25 protein-coding genes are annotated in these 26,610 nt (G+C 44.2%); 9 read left to right on the forward strand and 16 right to left on the reverse strand.

All coding sequences use genetic code 11. The features are described 5' to 3' along the window. Nucleotides 1-2,001, reverse strand: coding sequence for a penicillin-binding protein activator (locus tag C6Y39_RS01245; protein ID WP_105929515.1), 2,001 nt, complete (start codon nucleotides 1,999-2,001; stop codon nucleotides 1-3). A gap of 141 nt (nucleotides 2,002-2,142) precedes the next feature. Between C6Y39_RS01245 and rsmI the strand changes: the two genes are divergently transcribed. Further along, a complete protein-coding gene (rsmI, locus tag C6Y39_RS01250) occupies nucleotides 2,143-2,979 on the forward strand; it encodes a 16S rRNA (cytidine(1402)-2'-O)-methyltransferase (protein WP_105929516.1) in 837 nt (278 codons plus the stop codon). Nucleotides 2,980-3,103: 124 nt separating this feature from the next. After that, nucleotides 3,104-3,367 (forward strand): hypothetical protein, encoded by a 264-nt coding sequence (locus C6Y39_RS01255; protein ID WP_105929517.1) that lies wholly within the window; start codon nucleotides 3,104-3,106, stop codon nucleotides 3,365-3,367. Nucleotides 3,368-3,444: 77 nt separating this feature from the next. On the opposite strand, the gene C6Y39_RS18835 is transcribed toward C6Y39_RS01255, so the two are convergent. The 5 genes from C6Y39_RS18835 to C6Y39_RS01280 all read right to left on the reverse strand — a co-directional run bounded on the left by C6Y39_RS18835 (nucleotide 3,445) and on the right by C6Y39_RS01280 (nucleotide 9,384). Beyond that, the gene (locus tag C6Y39_RS18835; RefSeq protein ID WP_205664114.1) at nucleotides 3,445-4,800 is read right to left on the reverse strand and encodes a CsgG/HfaB family protein; all 1,356 of its coding nucleotides are present in this window, start codon (nucleotides 4,798-4,800) and stop codon (nucleotides 3,445-3,447) included. A 253-nt stretch (nucleotides 4,801-5,053) separates the two neighbouring features. Then, nucleotides 5,054-6,184, reverse strand: a complete 1,131-nt coding sequence (gene nspC, locus C6Y39_RS01265; protein ID WP_105929518.1) for a carboxynorspermidine decarboxylase — start codon at nucleotides 6,182-6,184, stop codon at nucleotides 5,054-5,056. Nucleotides 6,185-6,337: 153 nt separating this feature from the next. Beyond that, nucleotides 6,338-7,540 (reverse strand): saccharopine dehydrogenase family protein, encoded by a 1,203-nt coding sequence (locus C6Y39_RS01270; RefSeq protein ID WP_105929519.1) that lies wholly within the window; start codon nucleotides 7,538-7,540, stop codon nucleotides 6,338-6,340. Between the two features lie 283 nt (nucleotides 7,541-7,823). Next, nucleotides 7,824-8,234, reverse strand: a complete 411-nt coding sequence (locus C6Y39_RS01275) for a hypothetical protein (protein ID WP_105929520.1) — start codon at nucleotides 8,232-8,234, stop codon at nucleotides 7,824-7,826. Between the two features lie 169 nt (nucleotides 8,235-8,403). After that, entirely contained in the window at nucleotides 8,404-9,384 is a 981-nt protein-coding gene (locus C6Y39_RS01280; RefSeq protein ID WP_105929660.1) for an AraC family transcriptional regulator, read from the reverse strand. Nucleotides 9,385-9,520: 136 nt separating this feature from the next. Here C6Y39_RS01280 and C6Y39_RS01285 point away from each other — a divergent pair, with 136 nt between their 5' ends. Continuing rightward, on the forward strand, nucleotides 9,521-9,949 hold the full coding sequence (locus tag C6Y39_RS01285) for an SRPBCC family protein (protein ID WP_105929521.1): 429 nt from the start codon (nucleotides 9,521-9,523) through the stop codon (nucleotides 9,947-9,949). Next, a complete protein-coding gene (locus C6Y39_RS01290; protein WP_105929522.1) occupies nucleotides 9,936-10,748 on the forward strand; it encodes a sterol desaturase family protein in 813 nt (270 codons plus the stop codon). The genes C6Y39_RS01285 and C6Y39_RS01290 overlap by 14 nt, the downstream gene beginning before the upstream one ends. Nucleotides 10,749-10,770: 22 nt before the next feature. On the opposite strand, the gene C6Y39_RS01295 is transcribed toward C6Y39_RS01290, so the two are convergent. Then, a complete protein-coding gene (locus C6Y39_RS01295) occupies nucleotides 10,771-11,769 on the reverse strand; it encodes a 1-aminocyclopropane-1-carboxylate deaminase/D-cysteine desulfhydrase (RefSeq protein WP_105929523.1) in 999 nt (332 codons plus the stop codon). Between the two features lie 165 nt (nucleotides 11,770-11,934). Between C6Y39_RS01295 and C6Y39_RS01300 the strand changes: the two genes are divergently transcribed. Beyond that, on the forward strand, nucleotides 11,935-12,438 hold the full coding sequence (locus tag C6Y39_RS01300) for a chalcone isomerase family protein (protein WP_105929661.1): 504 nt from the start codon (nucleotides 11,935-11,937) through the stop codon (nucleotides 12,436-12,438). A gap of 60 nt (nucleotides 12,439-12,498) precedes the next feature. Next, nucleotides 12,499-13,056, forward strand: a complete 558-nt coding sequence (locus C6Y39_RS01305; RefSeq protein WP_105929524.1) for a DUF3833 domain-containing protein — start codon at nucleotides 12,499-12,501, stop codon at nucleotides 13,054-13,056. Nucleotides 13,057-13,116: 60 nt separating this feature from the next. On the opposite strand, the gene C6Y39_RS01310 is transcribed toward C6Y39_RS01305, so the two are convergent. From C6Y39_RS01310 to aceK, 3 genes are all read right to left on the reverse strand, one after another. Further along, on the reverse strand, nucleotides 13,117-14,520 hold the full coding sequence (locus C6Y39_RS01310; RefSeq protein WP_105929525.1) for a HAMP domain-containing sensor histidine kinase: 1,404 nt from the start codon (nucleotides 14,518-14,520) through the stop codon (nucleotides 13,117-13,119). Next, complete coding sequence (locus C6Y39_RS01315) at nucleotides 14,517-15,197, reverse strand: response regulator transcription factor (RefSeq protein ID WP_105929526.1); 681 nt, start codon at nucleotides 15,195-15,197, stop codon at nucleotides 14,517-14,519. The genes C6Y39_RS01310 and C6Y39_RS01315 overlap by 4 nt, the downstream gene beginning before the upstream one ends. A gap of 221 nt (nucleotides 15,198-15,418) precedes the next feature. After that, complete coding sequence (aceK, locus tag C6Y39_RS01320; RefSeq protein WP_105929527.1) at nucleotides 15,419-17,152, reverse strand: bifunctional isocitrate dehydrogenase kinase/phosphatase; 1,734 nt, start codon at nucleotides 17,150-17,152, stop codon at nucleotides 15,419-15,421. Between the two features lie 179 nt (nucleotides 17,153-17,331). On the opposite strand from aceK, the gene C6Y39_RS01325 reads away from it, so the two are divergent. Then, the gene (locus C6Y39_RS01325) at nucleotides 17,332-17,730 is read left to right on the forward strand and encodes a response regulator (protein ID WP_105929528.1); all 399 of its coding nucleotides are present in this window, start codon (nucleotides 17,332-17,334) and stop codon (nucleotides 17,728-17,730) included. A gap of 68 nt (nucleotides 17,731-17,798) precedes the next feature. Here C6Y39_RS01325 and arsB read toward each other — a convergent pair whose 3' ends face one another. The 6 genes from arsB to C6Y39_RS01355 all read right to left on the reverse strand — a co-directional run bounded on the left by arsB (nucleotide 17,799) and on the right by C6Y39_RS01355 (nucleotide 22,855). Then, nucleotides 17,799-18,839, reverse strand: coding sequence for an ACR3 family arsenite efflux transporter (gene arsB / locus C6Y39_RS01330; RefSeq protein ID WP_105929529.1), 1,041 nt, complete (start codon nucleotides 18,837-18,839; stop codon nucleotides 17,799-17,801). 22 nt (nucleotides 18,840-18,861) lie between these two features. After that, a complete protein-coding gene (gene arsH / locus C6Y39_RS01335; RefSeq protein ID WP_071817588.1) occupies nucleotides 18,862-19,545 on the reverse strand; it encodes an arsenical resistance protein ArsH in 684 nt (227 codons plus the stop codon). A gap of 83 nt (nucleotides 19,546-19,628) precedes the next feature. Next, complete coding sequence (locus tag C6Y39_RS01340; RefSeq protein WP_105929531.1) at nucleotides 19,629-20,096, reverse strand: arsenate reductase ArsC; 468 nt, start codon at nucleotides 20,094-20,096, stop codon at nucleotides 19,629-19,631. Nucleotides 20,097-20,228: 132 nt separating this feature from the next. Further along, nucleotides 20,229-20,561, reverse strand: a complete 333-nt coding sequence (locus tag C6Y39_RS01345; RefSeq protein WP_105929532.1) for a metalloregulator ArsR/SmtB family transcription factor — start codon at nucleotides 20,559-20,561, stop codon at nucleotides 20,229-20,231. Between the two features lie 161 nt (nucleotides 20,562-20,722). Beyond that, nucleotides 20,723-21,412: a protein tyrosine phosphatase family protein gene (locus tag C6Y39_RS01350; RefSeq protein ID WP_167390599.1), complete on the reverse strand. Its 690-nt coding sequence runs from the start codon at nucleotides 21,410-21,412 to the stop codon at nucleotides 20,723-20,725. 285 nt (nucleotides 21,413-21,697) lie between these two features. After that, entirely contained in the window at nucleotides 21,698-22,855 is a 1,158-nt protein-coding gene (locus tag C6Y39_RS01355; protein ID WP_105929533.1) for an S-(hydroxymethyl)glutathione dehydrogenase/class III alcohol dehydrogenase, read from the reverse strand. Between the two features lie 189 nt (nucleotides 22,856-23,044). Between C6Y39_RS01355 and C6Y39_RS01360 the strand changes: the two genes are divergently transcribed. Beyond that, a complete protein-coding gene (locus tag C6Y39_RS01360; protein ID WP_105929534.1) occupies nucleotides 23,045-23,923 on the forward strand; it encodes a LysR substrate-binding domain-containing protein in 879 nt (292 codons plus the stop codon). A gap of 81 nt (nucleotides 23,924-24,004) precedes the next feature. Beyond that, nucleotides 24,005-26,524, forward strand: a complete 2,520-nt coding sequence (locus C6Y39_RS01365) for an excinuclease ABC subunit UvrA (protein WP_105929535.1) — start codon at nucleotides 24,005-24,007, stop codon at nucleotides 26,522-26,524. Nucleotides 26,525-26,610 lie beyond the last annotated feature (86 nt).

A 26,610-nucleotide genomic window follows, 5' to 3' on the forward strand; every position in this document is an offset into this window, starting at 1 on the left:
TTACTCCGAAAGCATTCTTACTTTTTCGTTGCGTATAATGGCTTGCGGCTGTTTGCGTACAACTTCACCTCGTTGGTTTAACGATAAGTTGCCCGTCAGTCCGTCGTGAGAAAGGTATTTCAGCGTATTAAGCATGCCTAATTGAGGTAAAAGCTGATAGGCATCAAAGCCAAACGCGAATAACCGCTTCTGCATGGTGTTTTGATTTTCCCATGCTTGCTGCACTTCTTGTTCTAAAGGTTGCCATTTATGTGACGGCATCAACCATGGCATGTCTACAAAGTGAACGTTTTGCAAATCGCGCCATTGGTTTTTACCACTGTCGTAATCCATTGAGCGAGAGGTGGCATAAACGGGTACCTGCTTGCCATCGAAAGGGTTTAGGCTCGCTTCAATAATAGGATTAAGTAATTCGGTGTCTTGTGGTGAAGAGAACGCAACGATTGCATCAATGTCCCGTCTACTGCGGGGCATGTTGTACACTTCATCGTTGGTCATATACTCAATTTGGTTGATACGTTCGTTACTTTGCGCAACATCCAACGCTTGAGTGATACCTTCGCGAAGCGAATTGCTGTCGTTGAACGTGACCGACGTAATATTTGCGCGCTGTTTGTTTTCGGCGCTGTTAAGTGCTTTCCAGTGGGTTTTGAACGTGTCGTCCATTCGTTGATAAAGGCTGTTTTGCGCCGCAATTACAATAGGCGCTCTATAGCCTTTCTTAAAAATGAGTTCGGCAAGCTGCTTCGCCTCATCTTCTGGGGCAAGGCCATAATAATTCAGGGAAACAGGTAAATCTAACGCCCCGATTTCATCTTGTGTCTTTGGCTCTGCCAAGTCCACATTACTCGCTTCGTTGTCAACGTCTGCTCGTTGAGTAGCAATGGAATAAGACGTAGATTGTCGAAGGGAACTGTCTGGCAACTCGTCGGGACGGTTAAGAGCCAATACATTTACCCCGATGGGTAGATTAGGTATTAAGCTTTCAATGGTTTCCTTTAACAAAGGACCTATTATAAATCTAGTGTCGCCAATCTCGGTAATCAATTCTTGGCTGTCTGCGCCGTTGGTATTAATAAATCGCAAGCGCGGTAAAAGGTGTTCATCTTGGCGTTTTTCCACATCGGTATAATACGCTGCCATAATGCCGTCTTTTACTACTTGCCCGGAACGCGCTAACCTTCCAGAAAGTGGCAGCAGCACTGCAATATCATTAGCTCCCGCGTCGGTCAGCTTAGAGGCTTTAACAACGTCTTCCGGCAACGCGTTTTCAAGTACGTGACCGCGATACACCTGCGTGAACTGCTGCAAATTATTGGCAAGTTTGATGGGTGATGACGCGTATTGTTCGGTGAGTTCTCGCAATGTAAGAAATGGAGCTAGTGCTGGATATTCTTCCCCAATAGCATTTAGCGATTCTTTCGGCAAAGAAGTAATCCATTTCCATACCTGTTCTACTTTTTGCTCGTCTGACAAACGCGTTTTTAATACACTATTTGCCGCTGCCGCCAGGTTTCCTTGCTGAGAGTAAAGCTTTGTTTGAAGTTCCGCTTTTTGGTAGGCCGTTTCGTCAGTTTCGATTACGTTGTCAAGCATGGCCAGCAATTCTTCTGGGGCTGCACCGGGCAAATCTGTATAAGCTTTAGTTATTAGCAACGAATAATAAGACTGGTTTGCACTTGAAATGCCGTCTTCTTTAACTTCAAAAAGAACTTGTTGTGCGAGAACAGGCTGTTGGTTCTGGAGGTATAAGTCAGCAGCTTCGAGCAACAAGGTATCGCGCTGATTTTTGTCACGTGTACGGGCCCACACTCTTTTAGCTTCAAGTAGCTTATGTTCTGGCGTTACATTATCGTCAACTTGTGTAGTTTCAATAGGTGAAGGCTTCACTTCCACAGGTTTAGATTGAGATTTAGGCGTGCTTCCACAGCCTGCTAGCAACAGTACAGAAGCAACGGCTGACAGCGTAAACATTTTTCCAGCTTGTCCGATATGACGCACAGTTTCATTCCTTTTACATCGTGATAGGTCAAGTTTATCTTAACCACTGTGAAAATCTACGCTTGCCAGCATAATCTGGACTAATGGCGTGTTACACTTATCGCATTATCTTTATATCTAACGAAAGACTACACCACTGCTATGACAGACACCGCAACCCTATATATTGTTCCAACGCCTATCGGTAATTTAGATGACATAAGCGCCAGAGCCATTCGCATTCTGAGTGAGGTTAACTGGATTGCGGCTGAAGACACCCGCCATAGTGCCCGTCTTTTACAGCACTTTAGCATTGGTACTAAAACACTTTCGCTACATGAGCACAATGAAGATAAGCGAACGGCTATGCTTTGTGAGCGGTTGAAAGGCGGAGAGTCGGTAGCGCTAATTAGTGATGCCGGTACGCCGCTTATCAGCGATCCCGGCTTTGTGTTAGTACGCAAATGCCGAGAGCAGGGCATTCCTGTTAGTGCGTTACCTGGCCCATGTGCTGCCATAACGGCGTTAAGCGCGTCGGGGCTTCCTACCGACAAATTTATCTTCGAAGGTTTCTTGCCAGTTAAGACACAAGCGAGAGAAGGTGTGCTGTCTTCTCTTTTAGACAGAACTTTCACCACTGTTTACTACGAGGCTCCACGCCGAATTTTAGATACGGTTACCGATATCCAGCGCGTACTGGGAGAGCGTCAAATAGTTGTAGCAAAAGAGCTTACTAAAGCCTTTGAAACTTACGTGAGTGGTAGCGCACAGAATGTACTTGATTATTTAAATGCTGAGCCCGCTCATCAAAAAGGTGAGTTTGTCGTCATGATCGGCCCCGCTCAAATAAGTGAGCAGGCCATTCCAAGTGAAGCGATGTCGCTATTAAACACGCTTTGTGAGCATATGCCTTTGAAGATGGCAGCAGCTGTAGTCGCCAGTCATTACGACTTGAAAAAGAATGCGCTTTATCAAGCCGGACTCGATGCAAAAGCGTAATTATCTATGCGGACTGGTATTAGTCACCAGCAAGATTGATCTTAAGCGTCTCTGTTGAATACAAAGTAATAGATTCAATTTTTGCCCTAAGTGCTCGAAGGGCAAAATGCTAAAGGAGGCGCAGATGACTAAGACACTAAAGATCACCATGTCGGAAGGCAAATGGTTGGTAGATATATTTTCTCAAGCGAACGACTCTGGCGTTTACGATCTTATTCACCCTAATACCTCCACTGAGGTATCGTTAAATGAAGGTGAAATGTACGGCTTTCGCTATAGCCTGCAAGGAAAGGCAGGTACAACGTTTAAAATTGAATTTGATGATGAGGTGTTAGCTGAAGGCGAGATAGATAAATCTGAAATTGCGTCGGGAAGCGGGGTAGTTTAGGTTTCGACTTCAAAAAATGAGGTGATAATAATTATTAAAGCCGCGAGCTTTCGCGGCTTTTTTTTGATAAAAAACTGTCAAATACCTTCTGGAAACAGACTTTCTTTCGTTACTACTTGTATGCTCTCAATAACGTGGCGCACGTCATCGTCGAGCTTTTCATTTCGAAGTGCTAATGCTCGGTTTCGTTCAAAAAGTTCAGTGTGGCTTTCTAATCTTCTTCCCATTTTTCTCCAAGCTTGAACTCTGGCTTCATATGGCCATGCTTCTAGTTCAATACGGTGAGAATCTAGCTGAGTTAAAAGCATGGTCGCAGCCGTTGCCATAGACATGCCACCTGGCCAATTTGGGTTTTGGTTTTCAGGGTCAAAGGATACAAAGGCGGTCATCATCGGCCCATAAGTTTTTAGCCAGTCATAGTACTTGTTGAAAGCTTTTTCATCATATTCTTCTACGTCAAAGTTATAAGAGCGGCGATCAGATACTGTGACTCTTGATGGGGTATTGTCTACGTAAACGGCAGTAGTTGTTGTTGAGGTAGTTATCGCTGGTGCGTCGGTGGCATCAGGCATTGGGTCATCGGCTCCGCCCACGGTTAATCTTCCACCTTTGCCTAGGCCTCCTTCCACTTCTTGGGCTTTATATGAACGAAGCGCCACAACCATTTGGTTGTAAGAGTCGGCAAATGCGGTTACCAACATTTTTCCTTCAGGCGTTTTAGAGAAGCCTCCAGCGCCTCCTGCTGTGGGGCCCGCGAACATACCGCCAAATAAACTAAAGTCATGATTAGCTGCGCTACCGGTTGATGATGAAACTTGCACGCCGGAACGATTATCGATGAGCAGTAAAGAGGTGGCCGCTTCATTCTTACTAAAACCTCCCCCGACAATAGAACCTAATGTGCCAAAAAGGGCACCTGCTATGGCTTTACCGCCTTGTGTTTTTTCAGCAAACAGAACCGATGGGCTTAGCGTATAATCAGCTGCTACCATTTGCCCGCCACCTATATTAGAGCCCGATCGAAGTTGTCCTGTTTGCATAAGCTGGCGTTCAGTATTCATTGCGTTCATTGCACGGCCGCGCTCCACAATCACAAAGCAGTTAGACTGTTGGATCATAAGCCTGATAACAGGAATAGTACTGCCGAGCTTTGGATAGGTCCTGCGATACTCTGACCACCAGGGTAAGCTGGTGTCTTCAAACACACTCAAAGTGCCAAGTGTTTCGTCACAGCTTTCTAGCTGTGCATTATTGTTCGAAGCACTAGCACCACCGGCACCACCACTTACCGCGCCAGAACTGCCTCCTCCCATCGATGGTGTGGTAGACATACAAGCCGTGGTTAAAAACACCGCGCTGAGCGCAGAGATGATGGGTTTGGCAAATGTGTGTACTTGATCGGTACAGTTTGAGCCTAGATTATTCTTCTTCACAATCAATTCCTCTGATAAAGATAAGATATAACCGAGACAGGCAATTTTTGATGACTTGGTACAACACCTGAATTCGGTGCTGAACAAAAGACGGCGGAGGTTTTAGACTCACCCTAGATAAGGCTAGTAGGTCGAAATTCCCTTTTGACTACTCAACAATGTCAAAATAGCATTTGCGAAGATGGGGAACAAGCAAATTGATCAAATATTGGTCAATTTGCTTTTATATATACTTTAATATAAGACTCTAATCCTAAGACAAACGGCCTTTAAAGTCTTCGTAGCTGAATTCGCGAACCAGCTCAAAGTCGCCGTTAGAACGCAGGATGCCAATAGCAGGGTGCTCTACGCCGTTAAAGAACGTAGTTTTCACCATGGTATAGTGCATCATATCTTCAAATTGTAATCTATCACCTGCCTTGAGCTTAACGTCGAATGAATAAGTATCAATAACGTCACCAGCAAGACACGAATTGCCCCCTAGCTTCACGTTGTGTGCTTTTTCATCTGGCATAGCGGCTCCCAAAATTGTAGGGCGGTAAGGCATTTCTAGCACGTCTGGCATGTGTGCTGTTGCTGAAATGTCTAAAATAGCAATATCACCTTCATTTTCGACCATATCAACCACTTCACAAATGAGCGGGCCAGTTTGCCACGCAACGGCCGAACCTGGCTCAAGGATAACATCTAAATGAGGGTAGCGAGCCTTGAAGTCTTTTAAGGTTTTGATGAGATGCTCAACATCATAACCTTCGCGAGTCATAAGATGCCCGCCGCCTAAATTTAACCACTTTAACTGGCCTAACCATTTACCAAAGCGTTTCTCTATGGCTTCAAGGGTGCGTGCCGTGGCAAAAGAGTCGCATTCACACAGGTTGTGGCAGTGAAAACCTTCAATGCCCGACAAGTCCACGCCTTCAAGTTCACTCGCGCGAATACCTAAACGTGATCCCGGCGCTGCAGGGTCGTACAATGGCGTGTCTGCTTCCTGGTGTTCAGGGTTGATGCGAAGGCCTAAAGACACATTTGCTAGTGCGTCTTTATGCGTATTCCACTGAGACAAGCTATTAAAAGACAGGTGATTAACCAAGCCCGCCAGTTCTTTTGCGTCATTGGCTTTGTACGCTGGAGAATAAGCATGAACCTCTTTACCCATTTCAGCCGCGAGTTTTGCTTCCCAAACCGAACTTGCCGTCGCGCCGTGCAAATACTGTTTGATAATGTCAAAGCAAGACCACATCGAAAAGCCTTTAAGTGCAAGAATAATTCGCGCGCCAGACTCGTCTTGAACTCGTTTCATTAGCTCAAGGTTTCGTATTAGTTTTGCTTCTTCCAATACATAGCAAGGAGAAGGAATATCAGTGCGTTGGGTTAAATCAGCCAATGGGGTAGAGCTCCAAAAATATAACTGCTTCTAAGATCCGAGAAAGTCCTACTGTATTACACATGTACTCATAGCTCAAAGTTAAGATGAGTAGGGAGAATAACCGAGGCTTCAATTAAAAAAGGCGCTTAGAAAAAGCGCCCACATGTTTGATTACTTCGTGAAAGGGCTACTTTCACATTCAAGTACGTGCCATGGCAGACCGTGCTCGTTAAGCATATCCATGAATGGATCTGGATCGAATTGTTCCATGTTCCATACACCTGCTTCTTTCCACGTGCCGTTAAGCATAAGCGCCGCACCAATCATGGCCGGAACACCTGTGGTGTAAGATACCGCTTGGGCGCCTACTTCTTCGTTACATTTAGCGTGGTCACAGTTGTTGTAGATAAAGATAGTTTTTTCTTTGCCATCTTTAATACCTGTGATGTAGGTACCAATGCACGTCATACCGCTGTAACCTTCAGCAAGTGAGCCTGGGTTAGGTAGCACTGCCTTTAAGAACTCTAGAGGTACAATCTTCTGACCTTGGAATTCAACTGGCTCAATGCTAGTCATACCAATCCCTTCAAGTACACGCAGGTGGTTTAAGTAAGCATCGCCGAAAGTCATCCAGAAGCGCGCACGTTTAAGGGTTGGGAAGTGCTTAACAATAGACTCCAACTCTTCGTGGAACATTAGGTAAGACGCACGAACACCGATGTTTTGGTAGTCTAGGTCTTCACGTACACTAAGTGGGTCGGTTTCTTTCCACTCGCCGTCTTCCCAGAAACGTCCGCGCTGAGTGATTTCACGAATGTTGATTTCAGGGTTAAAGTTGGTCGCGAAAGCTTGACCATGATCGCCGCCATTACAGTCAACGATATCAAGGTAGTGAATTTCGTCGAAGTAATGCTTCGCCGCGTATGCCGTGTAAACGTTAGTAACGCCAGGATCGAAACCACTGCCAAGCAGAGCCATGATGCCCGCGTCTTTAAACTTATCTTGGTAAGCCCACTGCCACGAGTATTCGAATTTTGCTTCGTCTTTTGGCTCGTAGTTGGCAGTGTCTAGGTAATCAGTGTTAGTTGCAAGACATGCGTCCATGATTGGAAGGTCTTGATATGGTAACGCTAGGTTGATTACTAGGTCTGGTTTTACTTCGTTGATAAGCGCTTCAACTTCTTTTGCGTTATCTGCGTCAACAGCGAAAACACCTTTAACGCGATCTGCACCAACTTCTTGCTGTAGCGCTTCACACTTAGATACCGTGCGGCTTGCTAAGTAAATTTCGTCGAAATGTTGCGGTAAACGTGCACATTTTTTCACAGTTACCGACGCAACACCGCCAGCACCAATAATTAAAACGCGAGACATAATAACTAATCCCTAATTTTGCTAATGAATTTTGGGCTGAATGCTAGCAGACCAACCGGATTTGGCAAGCAAAGACAGCCCGTGACAGTACAAAAAATTTTAATCGTAACAAACAATATGAAAGGTAGTAGACAGCGAAAGAAAACTCCCTTTCAAATCAGAATTTTCACTTCGCCACCTCGTCCTATGTGTTGTATTACATAAAAATGTTTCACCGATGTGAAGCCTTGTATAGGCTTACACAAGGCAGACCGTAAAAACAATGCGAATTAAAGTCGCTTTTTTAACGTGTAACGGCATCGATAGGTGGTGATATAGCGACTCTACCGTCTACCTTGTAGTAAGGATAGAGGATAAGACGTTCTTCATGGTCGGGTGTGGCGGTTGCAATTGCAATGGCATCTAACGTTTTGCTATTTTGTGTGTTTACGGTCGCGGCATAGACCAAAACGCTGTAACTGTCCGTATCCGTGGTCGTATCAATAATTCGCCACTGCAACTGTTCAATGAGTTGAGATTCGCGCTTTTTACCCCGGTCCTCATCATTGAAAATACAGCCAATTCGACCTTTCTCATAAATGGCCGCAAAAGGATAAAATACATCACAAACGGGTAACATATACTCACATAACTGCAGTGACTTAGAAACCAGAATGTTCAACGGCGTTGGCAATGAAACTGGACGGTCGATCATAGCTTATCTCCTGTGAGTTAGCGTTGCTAGACACGCGTTAATACCTACGCTTTCAACGTCACAATAGTTTAATAATCGACAAAGAGACAGAAAAATTAATGTGTGGAAGGTAGGTTAATCTTCACTAGTGAACCTTGTCCAACATTGTCCTTCTGTAGAACTGTCTCCATCATTCTTTAGCTGTTAGATGCTTTTTATATTTCATCGGCGTGGTCGAAAACCACTTTTTGAAGGCATGAGTAAAGGAAGATTGCTCGTGAAAGCCAAGCAAGTCTGCGGTGTCGGCAATCGTGTGGTTTATTAATAGTTTATCCACGCGTGCTTTTCGCTCATCATTCAATATTTGCTGAAAACTTGTTCCACTGAGCTTAAGTTTCCTCTGCAGGGTCCTGGAACTGATAAAAAGAGCATTAGCAATACGCTGCTGATCGCAGTTTTTAAGTGTTGGATTAGCCTTCAAAAGTGCAATTGCTTTATGTTTTATTTCTTCATGCTTATTTTTTATATATTGGGAAGCCGCGCTTTTGTTTTGACTCAGAAGTTCTTTTTCGGTTACTTCTACAAGCGCATTAAACATCGCTTTGTTTTCGCTTGTAAAAGGAACGTGGAGTAGGTGTCTAGGGAAAATAATAGAGTTGGAATCAGCATTACCCGTTACCTTACAGCCAAACCATTCCTGCAGTATTTCTTGCTCTGATTGGTTCAATGAGAAGGTGAAGGTTATCGCAGTAAGTTTGCAGGATGGGCCTAAAATTTTGTATACCGTTGCAACCCAAGCCGTGGTATTGCGCAGCACCATCTGTTTGCAGTCGATGCATTGCGGCGTCCATTGTATGCGCGTGTCATCAATCTCATAAAGCACGGTCGTAGTGCCGATATCTGCCACTAATGCATCGAAGCGCGTTAATGCTTGAATAGCTTGTTCGAGGTTCTCGCAACTTTCAACTAAGTACCCCAGCACACCATAATCTTTGGCCTGAATATGTTTACCTAGTGCGAAGCCGAACAACGGATCACCGGTTAATTCTGCCCCTTTGTTGAGTAGCTTTATGTAATCTTCCATCAACACCCTGCTGCAAGTTAAAGGATCAGGGCGCAGGGGGACGGGTATCTCTTTGGAGTCAATTCCTAGACTAACCAAGAAACTCACAACGCTTTGTTGATAGGCTGACGATACAGATGGCATCTTATTTGTCGCAAAATAACAAAAATACTGACGTATTAGCGCAAGATAGGTAGCAAATGTCAAATTATGCTATTTATTGTTTATACAAGGTAAGTAAGACATGGTTAACGTTTATTATCAGAAGAATATCGCAACAACGCCGCGGGCACTTCGCGATACCTTACTTGACCATCAAAATCTAAGCGACTTTTTCAATGCGTCGTTCAAGGTTGTTCAGCCGGAAGATGATAATGAGGTTAGCGGTGGCAAAGGCTGCGTAAGGGCGGTAACTATTTTAGGTGTATGCTTTAAAGAGCAAATTGTTCACGCAGACGACCAATACATTGAATATACCGTAGTTGGTGATTTTCCCGTTAAACAACATACCGGGGTTATAACGTTTACGGCTCATGAAAACCATACTCAAGTTTCTTATCGCATTACTTGCTGTGCACCTTGGTATTTACCCGCTTGGTTGCTGGAACGCCTTTTACAAAACGATGTTGAGCAGTGTTTGAATAAGTTAGGAGCCCGTTTTGATCCCTGTTGAACTTATACTACTTGGCTTAAGCCCAGTTTTTCTTCTTTGTGTTTTAATTGAATACAAAAAAGCACGGCAGTTTTATAACGTTAAAGACAGCGTGAACAATGCACTGTTAGCCTTGCTCCACCAAGGAACCGATGCATTGGTACTGCTTCTTCTCATGCCTGCATTCATTTGGCTTCACCAATATTCGCTGTTTGAGATTGAGCTAACTGCTATTTCTCTCATTGCCGGCTTTGTACTTCAGGATTTTTTGTATTATTGGTTTCATCGCGCTTCACACAATATTCACTGGTTTTGGCTGGCACACGTGGTGCATCACAGCTCTACAAAAATGAATTTCACTACGGCCTTTCGACAAAGCGTTTTATATCCATTCGTGGGCATGTGGTTGTTCTGGGTACCAATGATTGTAGTGGGGTTCTCACCAAGCCTGGTATTTGCAATTGTAGCAATAAACTTGGCCTATCAATTCTTTGTTCATACGCAAACCGTTGGAAACTTGGGCTGGGTTGAATATGTATTTAATACGCCTACTCATCACCGTATTCATCACGCGACAAACAAGCCTTACATCGATAAAAATTACGGTGGTGTGCTCATTATCTGGGATAGGTTATTCGGTACCTATGCTGAAGAAGATAAAACAATAACGATAAAGTACGGCATTGTAGGAAAAATGCCCAAGGATAACCCTATTAGCGCTAATTTCAGTCAAATAGGTGTGCTGCGTGAACAGCTTCAACAGGCAAATGGAGTAAAAGCAAAGCTAAAGAGACTGTTTGGCTATCCTGTTGCGGATTAGCTCGATAGTTCAAATGAAAAATTTATCTTGCACCCTGCAAACCGCCTGTGTGCAAGATAACAATCCGTGCCCCATTTTTGAACTTACCTTGAGCCAGCATATCTTTAACCGCCCAGAAGGCTTTTCCCGAATACACGGGCTCTATTTCAAAAGGCATTGTTTTATTAAAATCATCGCAAAATGCCACAAGTTCAGATGGCGCTTTAGCATATCCGCCCCAGTGATAGTTGTGGACAATATGCCAGATCTGCTGAGCAGGCTGAGTAAGCGTTTTTGAAGCGTTTTGTTTCGTTTCAATTTCACCGACACTTTCAGTCTTAAGCGAGTCAGGCAGGAACTGTTCTACCAATTCCTCCAGGTATCCTTCACCTTTGAGTACGCCTATTCCTATAGCCTTGCGTACGGGCGTGAGGATACCTTGACGGGCTTTAGGAATGTGTTTATCTAATTTATCTAGCGCTGCGATAATTCCAGCTAATGTGGCACCGCTAGCGACTGGCGCGACCATAACATCAAATTCAAGGTCGATTTCATCCATCATGTCTTGAAGACCTGAAAGTGCCCGAGCCTGACTTCCTCCTTCGGGAATAATGAGGGCGTCAGGATATTTGGTTTGAAGTTTATTTAGATATTCGTACTCATTACGTCTTTGGTACGTTTTTCTATCGACGTATTCGATTGTTGTTTCCCACTGAATGAGATCTTCAATCATTGGCGAAGGATTAGCAGAATAATTTCCACGAATAATGGCAGTCAAAGGAATGCCAAGTTTAAAACAGATAAAGCCCAGAGCGTGAAGATGGTTAGAAAAGCCACCGCCGAAACTTATGATTGTTTTGGGTAATGGATGCGTTAGCGAATGGCTTAATTTTCGCCACTTGTTACCTGAAATTATCGGGTGTATCGCGTCGTCTCTCTTCACATATAGCGATACCTTTTCCGCACCTTCCCAATCGGGAGAAAAAGATATCAAAGGAGAGGGAAGGTTAAGGGATGTTTTGAAAGCGTTAAGCGATAGCACGTTAAGAACCTGGTCTTATTTGATCAAATGCATGTTGGCGAGAGTATAACCAGATACAAACGCAATAAAAAACCTGTAATTTTTATTACGCTGATATAGAGCATTCCTATGGTAACAAGAACAATTCACGTTTTTCTCTTATCCCTTTTGGTGGGAGCAATGTTTATGTCGAACAAGGCATTCGCACAGGATGAAAATTCACAAAACGCAAGCGCTGAACGTATAGAAGAGCATGTACCTAACGCGAAACTTGTGGGTAAAGGCATGTTTTCCTATTACTTTTGGGATGTTTACACTGGCGAATTATTTGCGCCTGAGGGCACATACAACAATGCGCCACCATTTGCTTTGCGCTTAACTTATCAAAGAGAACTCGAAGGGAAAAAAATTGCTGAACGTTCTATTGATGAAATGAAGAAGCAAGGGGACGTGTCTTCAAATAACGCTCAAAAATGGCTGGCCTTGATGGAAGACATTTTTCCTGATGTCAGTGAAGGAGACGTTATTACCGGCATCGCAACTGAAGATGGCAAAAGTATTTTCTATGTGAATGGCGAAATGTCTGACGAAATCCAAGATTCCACTTTTACTCAGCGGTTCTTTGATATCTGGTTGAGTGAAAAAACTTCAGAGCCAAAGTTTAGAAAAAAGTTGCTCGGCAAGGGATAAGAAGGGCTGAACTCTTTCTCGAACCCATACATTTTAACTGATTACGTAGGACATTATTCGATGATAAAAAGTGCGTGTAAACTCGTTTTAGGCCTTAGCCTCGCTACATTGAGTGTTGCTGGACTATCAGGCTGCTCCGTCTCTGTTGAGGGGGAAGACTATCAGTCAGTGACGCCAGCGTTTAATATCGAGCAGTTTTTTGACGGCAATGTGAAAGCTTGGGGTATTGTTCAAAATCGATCTGGAGAAGTCGTACAGAGGTTTGTCGTTAACATCGATGGGTCAATTGACGGGGAAACCCTTACATTGGATGAAACGTTTGATTATGGCGTAGGTGATGGGCCCGAATCCCGGACTTGGAAAATAGTAAAGCAAAGTGATAACACCTTTATCGGTAACGCGGGAGATATTGATGGTCCTGCAAAAGGCACTAGCTATGGTAACGCATTCAATTTCCATTACCAGATGGATTTGCCAGTAGATGATACAACCTATTCAGTAACGTTTGATGATTGGTTTTGGGCGTTTGATGATAGTACCATGATGAACCGTTCATACATTCGCAAGTTCGGCCTAGTCATGGCTGAAGTGACTATATTTATGCAGAAGCAGCCATAAGGCTGCTTCAACTTCTGGTTTTAACGAATTCCTTCACTCGCTATCCATTTTCACGCGTTGCTATTTGGGAAAGCAAAACACCACGCCCAATCCATGCCCTTTCATTAAAGGGTCGTGTACGAACCAAGTTTGTCCGTCGTGTAGCTTAACTATCGCGGAAACGAGGGATAAACCCAACCCGTTCCCTTTACTGGTTCTACTGCCATCGGCCCGATAAAATCGGCGTTCTAAATTTATTATTTCGTGTTCACCCACGCCTATGCCTGCATCATTTACTGCAATAACAATGTGTTTATCCGTAGTTGTTAGCTGAACAGTAACAATACTATCTTCGTTTGAATATTTAATAGCGTTATCTAATACATTAGCTACAGCTTGAAAGAGTAAGTTGGGGTCGGCAAGCATTGTCACATCATCAATGCTGCTTGAGAGTTGAATATTGCGCTCTTCAGCAAGAGGATGATAAAGATCAACCACGTCCTCGACGATAGCGCGTGCATCTGTGCTGCAGAAGCCTTCTTTTTTATTCGTTGTTTCAAGGCCACTTATACGTAGAAGGCTGTTAAACATATTAAGCAAGTTGTCAGCCTCTTGGGTTGTCTCACAGCGAAGCTCGTCGTCTTCAATTTTTTCTAGCGTGTTGCGAAGTCTTGACAATGGCGTTCGTAAATCATGAGCAATGCTATCTGTAACCGACTTGATGTTATTTACCGAACTTTCAATAGTATCGAGCATCTGATTGAAAACGAATGAAAGGCTGCTTAAATCATCCCAGTTACTGTCTATCTCTAAGCGCTCTTCAAGACTCCCTGTTTTGATAATTTTGTCGGCGGTCTGTGACATGCGGTTAATTCTATTTACGACATAAACGGCGATAGCAAAACTGAGGATACTCAATGTGCAAAGTAGAACCACGATAATCCAGCTGAACGTTTTGCCAAACCATTGAGCGCTGTATAAATCGTCGATACCACGCCCAACGTAAAGTTCGTACTCACCTAAGTTTGTCTCTCGCATTAGCGCTTGGTGAAGTATTTTACGAGAATCACTGTTTTGGCGAGTAATAACGATTTCAGCAGTATCAAAACTTGCCCCTTTGTGGCGTTCTAGCACCAGAGGAACGGAAGACAAATTACCTGCCACAATCTGATTATCTTTACTTAACGCAATAAACGAACGCAAATTATTGAAAACGCCCTCTTGAGAACTAGAGTTGGACGCGTTTGGGGAGAGACTATCTGACCTGATGGAGGCGATTACAGCTTCTATACCAAGTTTCTCGTGAAGTGTGATTAATGCGTTCGTTTTGGCGTTAACCGCAGCGTTGGATTCAGAAATAAACAAATCACTGCTGGTTAAGCGCCAAAAATAAACGATAAGAACAATAGCAATGCAGGCTAGGGTAGTGAGCAAAACGCCTACGCGAAAGCTTGAGCTACGCGTAAAGTCGCGGATCGCTATCATGCAAGCTCGTCCGCTATGCGGTACCCTGTGCCTCTTACTGTTTCAATTAACGGAACGTTGAACGCTTTATCTACTTTTTGACGTAAACGGCTTATGTGTACGTCGATTACGTTGGTTTGCGGATCGAAATGATAATTCCAAACCTGCTCTAGCAACATGCTGCGCGTTACCACTTTGCCCTTGTGGCGAAGCAAGCATTCAAGCAACTGAAACTCTTTAGACTGTAAATCGATTTCCTGGTCGCCACGGAGCACCTTGCGGTTGACTAAATCAAGCGTTAAATCGCCTACTTTAATAAGAGTTTTGTCTTCGCTCTCTTTATTTCGACCGGCTAGCCCTTCGACACGAGCGAGAAGCTCTTCAAAGGCAAACGGTTTTGTCAGGTAATCGTTGGCACCTGTGCGAAGGCCCCGAACTTTATCTTCAACTTGGCTCTTTGCGCTGAGTAACAAGACCGGAGTAGTATTCCCTTCCTCACGCAGTTTTTCTAACACTGAAAAGCCGTCGAGTTCAGGTAGCATCACGTCTAATATCACAGCGTCTAATTCACTTTGCGACGCTTCACGGTAGCCAGATGTTCCATCACCCACAGTAATACATTCATGCCCTTCGCCCAATAGTCCATTAGCAATGTGCGAGGCAACTTTAGGATCATCTTCTACAAGTAGCACTTTCATTATTACGCTTCTTTTGGTTATCAACATTCACACGCTTGTTTGGCGTTGCTATTACCTCGATACCTCAAGTTTTAACAGCAAGCGAGTTCAAGCAGTCGAAAAGCATTAACGCTTTATGGTTCTTTTACGAACATGGAGCAATGAAACGATCACTTTTAAGCGTTTGTGCATGTAGCGTGTTTTTAAGATGTTAGTTTCAGCCTTGAAAGGAGCGCAATTTTTTACTCTCCTCTATCAAACCGCATAGTCGCGCTGTAGGGGGTAAAGTGTTGTACATCACCCCTTGCACATTTCTCCTGTACGCCGTGCCAATACTCGGGCGTCATCAAATCACCGTGAAGCGATTTCAAAATGTCTTTAAACTTACGTTTTCCTACAATGAAATGTTCAAATTGCTCAGGAAACACATCGTTAGGCGCTACCGATAACGTGTCGATTGCATAAGGATCATCAGATTTTGGCAGCGCTCTAAAGTTACGCTCGTTCATTAAACAAATTTCATCGTAGTCATAAAAGATGACGCGTCCGTGGCGAGTAATACCAAAATTTTTGTGAAGCATGTCTCCAGGGAAAATGTTAGCCATTGCTATCTGCTTAATACATAACCCCAATTCATCGAGTGCACGCGTAATTTTTTCTTCATCAGTTTCTTCTTGCAGGTACAGATTAAGCGGAGTCATTTTTCGCTCTATGTACATGTGCTTGATAATCAACTCTGTTTCAGTAAATTCTAAACTCGATGCACAGGTTTCTTTAAGCTCGTCGATGAGTTCAGGCTCAATCCTGTCTAAAGGAAATCTAAAGTTTACGTATTCGTGAGTATCTGCCATTCGGCCCACGCGGTCAGACATCTTAACCAACTTGTAGCATTCTTTGACGTGATCGCGGGTAATTTTTTTACTTTCTGCAAACTCGTCTTTAATAATCTTGAACACCACACCGTAAGAGGGGAGATGGAATACCATCATGACTAACCCGCGAATACCGGGAGCAGCTTCAAATTTATCGTCAGACTCATCCATGTGCTGTAAAAAGTTTCGATAAAAAACCGTTTTGCCGTGTTTGTAATGACCCATGGCCATATAAAGTTCGAAATGTTTCTTGTTCGGCAAAAGCTCTTGAAGAAAGGCCGCCACCTCGGCAGGGTTTTGTGTATCCGCCATAAAGTAACTGCGAGCAAAACCGAAAATAACGCTTAAGTCTTTTCGGTCAGTAAGCAACGCGTCGACGAACATATGGGGCTCATTGTATCTTCGCATGGCAATAACAAACGGCAGCGTCTCATCAGGCATGCAAATTCGGCCAATCAAGTAAGCGGCTTTACCACGAAAAAAGGTAGGCTTTAAAATTTCAACTGCCTGAACGCTGGCTAACTGTTCTTTGTTCAACCTCGCTCGAAGCGCCTTCTCAAGATGCTGCAAATCCCGCTCGAAGTTTTCAAACGGAATGTTGTATCGATAGATCTTAAAAATCGACTCATACATCTCGCGAACCGTTGTTGTGGTGTCAAAGCTATTGATGACTTTGTCTCTGTCTTGCCCTGGCAGAAAGCAGCGGCTTGGCAGTACAAACATCATGTCGTTGTCAATTTTTCGATGTTTGAACAAACGGCCTATTACCGAGTTATAAAAGGTTTCGGCAAGCTCAAACTGAGGGTGGCCTTCTAGCTGTAAAGCAAATACTTTCTTAAGTTCTTGCCAAAAAGCATCGTCTTTTTGATGTACTTGCGTTAGGTGATATATTTCGGCCACTGCGTCAGAAAGGCTTTGTTCATAAATAGTGATACGCTCTTTTGAGGCAAGCTGCGTCTCTTTCCAGTTACCCTTCTCAAATCTTTCTTGAGCGCCACGTGTAATCCGAGTAAACCATCGATAGCTCTTATCGAAATGAGACAAAATCTGATAGGCCACTTTTTTAACTAACTGCTTGTCATCATTAGAGGCTAACTCGTGCATTGGCGTATTTCCTTGTTTTGTAGCCTACTAGATCTATCATAAATCTCTTCTTTTTCAGAGAAAACTTTGGTTTATAACCAGAATAAGTCGAGCATTATTAGAGGCTTTTTATATTTTATTATACTTTCGTTTAAGGTATTCTGATGGCCGATTAGTAACCATTTATAAGTTTGTAGTCGATGGGCTTTAATATTCTAATTTGTGATGATTCTTCGCTAGCCAGAAAGATGGCGAGAAATAACTTGCCAGATGGGTTCGCTGAAACTATCTATGAAGTGTCAAACGGTATGGATGCTTTAGAGGTGTTAGCACATCACACCATCGACTTGGTTTTGCTCGACCTCACCATGCCGGTTCTAGATGGCCTTGGTGTACTAAGCGAAATTAAGCGCCGTCAGCTTGAAGTGTTCGTTATCGTGATTTCGGGCGACATTCAGCCGCAGATGCAAGAAAAGGTGATGTCGTTAGGCGCGCTGTCGTTTATAGAAAAGCCGATTAAACGTGATGCGTTGAAAACCATTCTTTGCCGTTTTGGTTTTATTCTGCCCGACACCTACCAGACTGCAATTGCTGTTTAAATTATCCGTGAATAAAAAAGAGCGAACCTTGGTTCGCTCTTTTTCGTTATGTACCAGCACACATATTATTAATCAAACCAATGACGGGTTTTGTTAGCGAACCACACTAATGAAAGCATGACCGGAACTTCTACCAATACGCCTACCACAGTCGCCAAAGCCGCGCCGCTGTGAAGCCCAAAGAGAGAAATTGCCACGGCAACCGCTAGCTCGAAAAAGTTCGACGTACCAATCATGCACGCTGGTGCCGCAATATTGTGCGGCAGTTTCATGCGCTTTGCTGCAAAATAGGCAATGGCGAAAATACCGTAAGTTTGTATAAGCAGCGGTATCGCGATAAGTACGATATCTTGGGGCTGCGATAATATAGTTTTTGCTTGAAGGCCAAACAAAATAACAATTGTCAGCAGTAAACCAATGACTGAAAAAGGTTTGAACTTACTAACCAATGCGTCAATAGCGCCATTTCCTGGAACGGTTTCCTGCGCGCTATTGCTTTTGTTTTCCAAGCGGCGGCGTGTGATATAGCCCGCTACTAAGGGCAATACTACATAGAGTGCCACAGAAAGTAGCAGGGTGTCCCAAGGAACTGTGATGTCTGTTACGCCTAGTAACATAGCGGTAAGTGGTGCAAAAGCGACTACCATAATAAGGTCGTTTATTGAGACCTGCACCAGCGTATAGTTTGCATCCCCCTTGGTTAGGTGGCTCCACACGAAAACCATAGCAGTACACGGAGCAACGCCCAGTAAAATCATACCTGCTATATATTCAGTGGCAGTTTGCGGGTCTACCCAATCGGCAAAAATACCTTTAAAGAATAGCCAGCCTAAAAGTGCCATAGTGAAAGGCTTAATAAGCCAGTTAACCACAAGTGTAAGCACCAAGCCTTTTGGCTTTTTACCGACGTCTTTAATAGAGCCAAAGTCTATTTGCACCATCATTGGATAAATCATTAGCCAAACAAGCACGGCCACTACGAGGTTTACGTGTGCATATTCAAGTGCTGCAATAGACTCGAATGCGCCAGGCATGGCATAGCCCAGACCTACACCCGCAACAATACAAAGACCAACCCATACTGATAAGTAACGTTCAAAGAAACCCATTCTGATTCACCTTTGTCTTATTTTACAACGACTTTTGATTAACACGCTTGCTCACTTCTTCTGCGCTTTCAACGCGCTCAGAATAGCGATCAACCAGAAAGTCTTTGTTGTCGCGGGTAAGCAAAGTAAATTTCACCAGTTCTTCAACTACATCCACAATGCGATTGTAGTAAGGGGAGGGTTTCATGCGACCATCGTCTTCAAATTCAAGAAACGCTTTTGCCACAGAAGATTGGTTAGGGATAGTTAACATGCGCATCCAGCGGCCTAAAATTCGCATCTGGTTTACCGCATTAAACGACTGAGAGCCTCCTGATACCTGCATGATGGCCAGTGTTTTACCTTGAGTCGGGCGCACGCCACCAAGGCTAAGCGGTACCCAGTCAATCATGCTTTTCATAATGCCTGTCATACTGCCATGCCGCTCTGGAGAGCACCAGATTTGCCCTTCAGACCACATCATAAGCTCGCGCAATTCTTTTACTTTGGGATGTGATTCATCTTCAGTATCAGGCTGCGGCAATCCACGAGGATCAAAAATTTTGGCTTCAGCGCCAAAGTATTCAAGCAACCGCGCTGACTCTTCAATAACTAAGCGGCTGTAAGAGCGCTCTCTCAGTGAACCGTAAAGCAATAAAATGCGAGGTTTATGGTCTGAGAATGTTGATGCAAAGTTAGCCATAATGGGCTTGTGCATTTGTTCCATTACCGCATTATCTGATGGGCTTTCAGCCATTGAGCTTTCGTTGCTGCTAGATATATTTTGGTCCATTGTTTTACCTTTATTTATTACTGAGCGCCCAACGTTGATAGTGCGTCTTTAAGTGCTGCTTTATCTAAGTTTTTTTCTGCAAGTTCTGCTAGTGCCGCTACGCGCTTTTCAATAATATCGATGGTGTTATTGAATGCATCGGCCTTCTCTTGCTCGCTACCTTCTAGCTTAGACGGGTCTTCTAAGCCCCAATGCACCTTAAGTGACTTACCGAAATAGACAGGGCATGATTCACCGGCAGCGGAATCACAAACTGTCACAACAAGATCTGCGTCGTAGTCTTCAAACTCATCCCACGACTGGCTTTGAAGGCCATTCGTGCTAAAACCACGCTCTGCAAGGTACTTTAAAGACAGAGGGTGTACTTCACCCACAGGTTGGCTGCCGGCACTACGCGCTTCAACTTTGCCGTTCGACGCATTAGTGATTGCCTCGCAAAGAATGCTGCGGCAGCGGTTGTGCGTACAAATGTATAAAATCTTCATATAAAACCTTACTTTAAGGGTTGATGCTGTTTTGAGTAACCATCAAAAAATGTTAAAAACTCGATAAAACAGATAGTTAGCGATGTACGACGGTGTAATTTCAGCGCTGTTGCACACGATAAAATTTAGGCGTTAGCAACTGGTGCAAGACAAATTCGATAAGGCCTCGCTGAAATACTCATCGTTGTGAGTAGCGGTATTCTTTATGACGTCCAGTGCCCAGGCAGGTAGGTCAGGGTGAAGTTGGTAATACACCCATTTGCCCTTACGGGTATCGAGCACTAAACCGCATTTTCGTAAATCTGCGAGATGGCGTGAAATTTTTGGCTGGCTTAATTGAAGCGCGTCGGTAAGGTCGCACACACATAGTTCGCCTTTTACGCTAAGCATAAGTAGCGTTTTTAAGCGGGTGTCTTCAGATAGGCATTTGAAAAACGTTAAGGGCGACAAAAAACATGCAGACATAGAATACTTCACATATGAAATTTCGTATGTGAATTATCATATATGAAATTCCGTATGCGTCAATGACGAATCTGAAATTTCATATATGTTTATTTTTAAAAATTAGCTCCGCAACTGCATTCTTTAGTTATCTATGCGGACTGGTATTAAGCTAAAAAAGCCTAATCACTTTCTGGCAAGGCAGCGTTGAAGGACATCGCTACTTGGCGGTTGTTTAGCGCATTATAGTGAGTGATAACGTCGTTCATGAAGGCGTACCATGTTGGGTTTGGATGCCAAATTGCCATAAGGTCTTTTTTGGCGTTTTGTTCATTTTCTCCAAGTACGTTGATTCTGTATAGATATGTAAACGCGGCACCCCGCCAATTCAGTTTGCAGTGGGTCAGCACCTTGTCTTCGCTCACCTCTACGCTTTGCATAAACGCTGCGTAGTTTAAAAAGTTGGCGAGCGTAGGGCCTTCCCAATCAACAGGCACATTAAAGTAATCGAGCCCTAATTCTGATGTAGTTAAAATTTCACTGCTTCGATCCCCTGGGATCAAGTCTATAACGTGAGTGACTCCTTTTTCCTTCAGCAAAGAAAAATGAGCAGCATTGGGTAAGCCAGAAGAATACATAAATGGCCCGTTTTCTTGGAAGTTGGTGAGTGTTGCAAGTGTAGGTGTTGTTTCCATCTGCATGTCATTCCCCGCTTGCTGAGTTGAGTTTCCCTCATGATAAGCGTTTGCACATAAGCTTAATCCCAGCCCTAAGCTAATAATCGCAGTCGCGACAACGCGACGTAACGTAGACTTTTGAAGCGATGGCGTATTTTTCATTTGTCCAAGTGCTGCTGTTTGGGTCTTTTTCATAGTTAAGAGCTCACTGTTGACACCGGTGTGATTATAATTTCTACGTTACACAATTGCTCACTATTGTCCAAGCAGTAAAAGCTACGAATAAGTCTTTAACAGCAGCGTTTGCATTAGGTACTAGGTTTAGTCTTGGGAAGTTCCTGATCTAGTGCAAATGAAGGGGCAAGCTCGGTGTGAGAGATAGAACAAGAGCCGTGCGTGAGGCGTTAGAGCAGGGAGTGATATAGCTTAGGTTTTAAAAGGAGAGGAATTCCTCTCCTTAACTTTTTTCAACGGTTCGTATTACCTATCCATATGCACAACGGAGCGGATGCTTTCGCCTTTATGCATTAGGTCGAACGCTTCGTTGATCTCATCAAGTCCCATTGTGTGAGTGATAAACTCTTGAAGACCAAAGTCGCCATTTAGGTATTGCTCTACGATGCCCGGCAGCTCTGAGCGACCCTTAACACCACCAAACGCAGAACCACGCCATACGCGACCTGTCACTAATTGAAATGGGCGCGTTGAGATTTCTTGTCCTGCACCGGCAACGCCTATGATCACAGATTCGCCCCAGCCCTTATGACAGCACTCTAAGGCTGAACGCATCACGTTCACGTTACCGATACACTCAAACGAGTAGTCGACGCCGCCGTCAGTCATTTCAACAATGACTTCCTGAATAGGCTTGTCGAAGTTATTAGGATTTACTACGTCAGTTGCACCAAGTTGCTTCGCTAAATCGAACTTGCTCTCGTTAATGTCGATACCGATGATGCGACCCGCACCGGCCATGCGAGCACCAATAATCGCTGATAGGCCGATACCGCCTAACCCAAAGATAGCAACCGTATCGCCTTCTTGTACTTTTGCGGTTTTAAGTACTGCGCCCATACCTGTAGTTACACCGCAACCAAGTAGGCAAACTTCGTCCAGTGGTGCATTTTTATTAACTTTTGCTAAAGATATTTCTGGTAAAACTGTGTACTCAGAAAACGTTGAGCAGCCCATATAGTGATAAATTGGCTCGCCATCTTTAGAAAAACGGCTTGTGCCGTCTGGCATTAAACCTTTACCTTGGGTTTCACGCACCGCTTGGCAAAGGTTAGTCTTTCCCGATTTACAGAACTTACACTCGCCGCACTCTGCGGTGTAAAGAGGAATAACGTGGTCGCCAACTTCTACACTGGTTACACCCTCGCCAACCATTTCAACAATACCGCCACCCTCGTGACCCAGAATTGAAGGGAATACGCCCTCTGGATCATCGCCAGAAAGGGTAAACGCGTCAGTGTGGCACACGCCAGTGGCAACGATTCGAACGAGAACTTCCCCTTTTTTAGGTAGCTCTACGTCAACTTCTTCCATTTTTAACGGCTCACCCGCGGCCCAGGCTACGGCGGCTTTAGACTTTATGTGCGTTTGACCTTCTTGCAATGAATCTTTAAACGATGCCATGTGATGACTCCTTTATACCAATTATTTGATAATGATTTATAGGCCAAAGTATAGGAGACGGATTAGTTATGATAAATACACTTTTAGTAAATCACTTTTGCTTATTTGTAATAATGGAGTAGTCGAAATAGAATGAGACTAAGTCTGAGAGCACATTTGCGTTAGTCAATGAGGTCATAAATACTTAGGATGAAATATTTAGAAGGTATCGCAGAGTTCTGTGCGGTGGCAGAAGTTGGCAACTTTACAGGCGCGGCCAACAAGCTTGATACATCTGTGGCACAAATAAGTCGAAAAGTAGCGTCATTGGAAAAGCAGCTTGGTGTAAAGCTGTTGCAGCGCACTACACGCAGTGTGTCGTTAACTGAAGCTGGCACATTGTACTTTGAACAAGCATTGCCGGCCTTAAAAGCGCTTGAAAATGCCCAACTGTCTGTAAGCGCGCTACAAACGTCACCGCAAGGGTTAATTAAACTTACCGCGCCTGTGGCTTTTGGTGAGGCGTTTATAGCGCCGTTGCTTAATACTTTTATGCAAAAATATTCAGGCATTAGCGTTCAATGTACCTTTTCAAATGAAAAGCTCGATATTGTCGATTTGGGTTTGGACTTAGCCATTCGAATCGGAAAACTTGAAGACTCTACGCTGGTAGCCAAAAAGATAGCAACACGTCATCTTTTTGTTTGTGGCAGTAAAGCGTACTTTGAAGAGCATGGTCAGCCTCAAACTATCGATGAGTTAAAACATCATTCGCTTTTGGTGGGGTCACAACCTTATTGGCGATTTATGGTAGACAAGGAAATTCAGTCGATTAGTGTGCAAGGCCGAGCTCGCTATAACAGCGGGAATGCGCTGCGAAGTGCAGCTTTAGCCGGCTTGGGGCTAGCTCAATTGCCAGGCTTTTATGTGCGAGATGCATTGGCTTCTGGCGAGCTTATCGAAGTGTTTCCTGAATACAAAGATAAGCAAGAAGCCATCTGGGCGGTATTTCCGTCTAACCGCAATGTGGCTCCTAAAATAAGGCTGCTGGTGGACTTCTTGGCCCAGCATATTGTTTCAGATAGCTGATGCTTGGCCGATGCAATAAGTGATCGAAATATAGCCTTTGAACCTAAACATTCTGTAATTAAGACATGTAAAGGTGATGTGGTGCACAACGATGATGGGCGAATTCAGGTACGCGGTGCTCGCGTACACAATCTTAAAAGTCTCAATGTAGATATTCCCAGAAACGAAGTGGTGGTGTTCACCGGCGTATCCGGTTCGGGAAAATCTTCCCTCGCGTTTGGGACCCTGTATGCTGAAGCGCAACATCGTTATCTAGACTCAATATCACCCTATGCACGCCGCCTTATTGAGCAGATTGAAAAGCCAGACGTGGATGCGATTGAAGGGCTGCCGCCAGCAGTGGGTCTACATCAGCGCCGTGGCGCACCCTCTGTGCGTTCATCAGTTGGCAGCATTACTACGTTATCAAATAGTTTACGTATGCTGTATTCAAGGGCTGGTGATTATCCTGAAGGGCAGGGTATCATTTATGCTGACGGGTTCTCTGCGAATACGCCGGAAGGTGCGTGTGATGAATGCGACGGCATAGGTAAAGTGTTCGACACTCAGGCGCAGCTTCTCGTGCCTGACGATACCCTAACCATACGTGAAGGTGCAGTTGCTGCTTGGCCCGGGGCATGGCAGGGAAAAAACCTCGTTAGGGTACTGCTATCTCTTGATATTGATGTTGATGTTCCATGGCATACGTTACCTAAAAAAACGCAAGACTGGATTTTGTATTCCGATGAAACGCCTCAGGTACCCGTATATCGTAGCTATAACTTAGAGCAAACTCGACAAGCACTCACTGAAGGTGAACCGGCTAGCTACAACGGCAAGTTTATCAGCGCCAGACGTCACGTATTAGATACATTTAAAACCTCTCAAAAAGAAAAGATAAAGCAGCGCATTGCACGTTTTCTTTCGATCACATCCTGCCCCACCTGCCAGGGTAAGAAGCTTAAAGCAAAGGCATTAAATGTTACGTTAGATCGCTTGGATATTATTGATTTCTCGAGACTTCCATTGCACGACGTTGACAGAAAGTTGAAAAAACTTAGGCATGCTGTTGCAGATGATGCTTCCGAAAGGGCACAAGTTATAAGAAATATAACCTCTGATGTCGTTGATAGAATTAAGCCGATTATTGCGCTAGGTCTGGACTACCTATCATTGGACAGAAGCACGACCACGGTTTCAGCAGGAGAGCTTCAGAGATTACGTCTGGCTACGCAGCTTAAATCAAATCTGTTTGGTGTGGTATTTGTAATGGATGAACCCTCAGCAGGTTTACATCCTCGCGATGTAGAGTCTTTGGTTCACGCGCTTCACGATATCACGAAAGCAGGTAATTCGCTGTTAGTGGTTGAGCATAACCCTTATGTCATCAAAGGTGCGAATTGGGTGGTGGATGTTGGCCCTCGGGCGGGCACAAACGGTGGCGATTTGGTATTTAGTGGGCCTGCAGAACAGCTGGCAAGCGTGACGCACTCGTCCACTGCCGACTTTGTTTTTAATAATAAAACACTGGTGAATAGAGCACGGCGCAGTGCTACGGGCACCCTTAGCCTTAAAAACGTTACTCGAAATAACGTTAAAAAAGCGAATGTTGAAATTCCTTTGGGCGTCATGACAGCCGTTACCGGGGTATCAGGTTCAGGAAAATCAAGCCTGATTAGTCAAGCGTTGGTCGAATTGGTGAGAGACGGACTTGGCGGTACTCACGTTCAAAATGAAGATGAACTCAGCGAAGCGTCATTACTTTCAAGTGATAATTATATAGACGACGAAGAGATAGCTGAAAAAGGCGCTATAGAAAAAGGGTTAGACGACATAAGTCGTTTAGTGGTTGTCGATCAGTCTTCAATTGGCAGAACGCCTCGCTCTACGCTTGCAACTTATACAGGAATGTTTGATCAAATTAGGCGTTTATTTGCTGACACCGATGAGGCCAAGTCTTGTAACTATGACGCTGGACATTTTTCTTTTAACGTAATTAAAGGTCGCTGCCCTAATTGCGAAGGGTTGGGTGTAGTTTCAGTGGAACTACTTTTTATGCCAAGCGTTTATTCGCCATGTACGGTATGCCATGGAAAGCGCTTTAAGGATGACGTGTTAGAGATTAAATACAAGGAGCATTCCATTGCCGATGTTTTAGCGCTTACCGTCGATGAGGCTCAGCACGTTTTTGACGACAATAAGGCAGTACTGAGAGGGCTTGAGACGCTTATCAAAGTAGGTCTTGGATACCTTACATTAGGTCAAAGCGCGACAGAGCTATCTGGCGGAGAGGCACAGCGTATAAAACTAGCCACTGAGCTAAAGCGCGCTCAAAACAGCAACACTCTTTATGTATTAGATGAGCCTACAACAGGCTTGCATCTGTCAGATATCGCTCTGTTAATGACGCACCTAAGTTCCCTGGTAGATAGAGGCAATACAGTGGTTATGGTGGAGCACAATATGAAAGTAGCCGCGGCGTGTGACTATGTCATAGATATCGGACCAGGCGCAGGTGGGAGTGGCGGACAAGTCGTCGCTCACGGCACCCCTGAAGACGTTGCTAGAAACAAGGAGAGTGCAACCGCTCCGTTTTTAACCGAAGCGTGCCGGCTAAACTAAGGCATTGCTGTTGTTTTTATTGCTTTATAGTGACTTTTTAAACAACTTTACGTTCGCGAATTCGCCGATAGCAGATGCGTTTGTAC

This window comes from Alteromonas gracilis (genome assembly GCF_002993325.1).
GTDB classification, from domain to species: domain Bacteria; phylum Pseudomonadota; class Gammaproteobacteria; order Enterobacterales; family Alteromonadaceae; genus Alteromonas; species Alteromonas gracilis.